We start from the raw sequence: 1,815 nt of genomic DNA on the forward strand, positions 1-1,815 counted from the left end.
AGGAAACCACGTCGCTGCATGGATGCGGTGCTCATGTGACGCTCCCGTCCGTGTGCTGGATGGCCAGGCCGGCCGTCTTCGTGGTGCCCTGGGCCACCGCCTTGATGCCGGCCCGCACCCGGGTGTAGGTGCCGCAGCGGCAGATGTTGGTCATGGCCGCGTCGATGTCGGCATCGGTCGGGGTGGGCTTGGCCTTGAGCAAGGCGCTGGCCGCCATGATCATTCCGGACTGGCAGAAGCCGCACTGCGGCACGTCGAGTGCGAGCCAGGCCTTCTGCACCGGGTGGTCGCCCTTGGGCGACAGCCCCTCGATGGTGACGATCTTTTCCTTCGCCTGGACCGACGACACCGGCCGCACGCAGCTGCGGGTGGGCACACCGTCGATGTGCACCGTGCACGCGCCGCACTGCGCGATGCCGCAGCCGTACTTGGTGCCGGTCAGCCCCAGCTGCTCGCGCAGCACCCACAGCAGCGGGGTGTCGGGTTCGACGTTCACGGTGCGTGTTTTGCCGTTGACGTTGAGGGTGGTCATTCGTCGTCTCCTGTGTGGCACATGGCCGTCGCCCTGAGGGTGGCGAGCATGCGGCAAGGTTAAAACCCTGACGTGACTGGGGAATGAACGCGGCGCGCGCAAGATGCCGCCCACGCTCACGCGCCTTCACCGGCCGACCCCACTGGCCGACCCACGGAGACCACCGATGGCACGACTCACACGCACTTGGGCCCTGCTGGCCGCGATGGCCGCGCCCACGGCGCAGGCGCAGCCCGCAGCACCACCTGCCGACCTGGCGCTGCGCTCGCTCGCCGCCACCTGCGCCGCCTGCCACGGCACCGACGGCCGGGCCGTGAGCGGCGCCGCCATGGCGAGCCTGCGCGGGCTGGACCGTGCCTACCTCGTGGCGCAGATGACCGCGTTTCGCGACGGCACCCGCCCAGCCACCGTGATGCACCAGATCGCCAAGGGCTACACGCCCGCGCAGATCGAGCAGCTCGCGGGCTACTTCGCTGCGTTGCCGAAGGTGGCGCCATGAAGCGCCGCAGCTTGGTGTTGGGCGGTGCGGCGGCGGCCGCGCTCGTCGGCTGTGCCACCCCACGCGCGGTGCCCGCCCGCGCACAGGTGGTGGTGGTGGGTGGTGGGTATGGCGGCGCCACCGCGGCGCGCTATGTGCGGCTGCTGTCCGACCAGAAGATCGGCGTGGTGATGGTCGAGCCGAGTGCGGCTTTCGTCTCGTGCCCGGTCTCCAACCTGGTGCTGAGCGGCACCCGCACGCGGGCCGACCTGAGCACGCCGTACGACGGCCTGGTGGCGCGCCACGGTGTGCAGTGGGTGCGCGACAGCGTGGCGCGCATCGACACGGCCGCGCGCAGCGTCACGCTCGCCGGCGGCGCCACCCTCGGCTACGACAAGCTCGTGGTGTCACCCGGTGTGGACCTGATGTTCGACGAGGTGCAGGGCCTGCGCGCTGCCCATGAGGCGGGCCGTGTGCTGCAGGCGTGGAAGGCGGGGCCCGAAACCGTGGCGCTGCGCCGCCAGCTGGAGGCGATGCCCGATGGCGGTGTGTTTGCGATCTCGGTGCCCGAGTCGCCCTACCGCTGCCCACCCGGGCCGTACGAGCGGGCGAGCGTGATCGCCGCGTACTTCAAGCGCGCCAAGCCGCGCAGCAAGGTGCTGATCCTCGACGCCAACCCCGACGTCACCTCCAAACCGGCGCTTTTCAAGAAAGCCTGGGCCGAGCTGTACCCGGGCATGGTGGAGTTCCGTCCGCTGCACAAGGTGGTGGGCGTGGAGGGCCTGCGCGTGAAGGTGGAGGTGCA

The 1,815-nt window shown here is 70.6% G+C and carries 3 protein-coding genes; 2 read left to right on the forward strand and 1 reads right to left on the reverse strand.

The window, feature by feature from the left end:
- Positions 1–31: 31 nt before the first annotated feature.
- The gene (locus tag RMO40_RS00570; RefSeq protein ID WP_309714920.1) at positions 32–532 is read right to left on the reverse strand and encodes a 2Fe-2S iron-sulfur cluster-binding protein; all 501 of its coding nucleotides are present in this window, start codon (positions 530–532) and stop codon (positions 32–34) included.
- 166 nt (positions 533–698) lie between these two features.
- Here RMO40_RS00570 and RMO40_RS00575 point away from each other — a divergent pair, with 166 nt between their 5' ends.
- Positions 699–1,031: a c-type cytochrome gene (locus RMO40_RS00575; protein WP_309714922.1), complete on the forward strand. Its 333-nt coding sequence runs from the start codon at positions 699–701 to the stop codon at positions 1,029–1,031.
- Positions 1,028–1,815 (forward strand): FAD/NAD(P)-binding oxidoreductase (locus RMO40_RS00580; RefSeq protein WP_309714924.1); only part of this gene is annotated, 788 nt, incomplete at its 3' end. The genes RMO40_RS00575 and RMO40_RS00580, both read left to right, overlap by 4 nt.

Origin of the sequence: Rhizobacter sp. (assembly GCF_031412075.1) — a bacterium.
In the GTDB taxonomy this organism is placed as follows: domain Bacteria; phylum Pseudomonadota; class Gammaproteobacteria; order Burkholderiales; family Burkholderiaceae_C; genus Rhizobacter.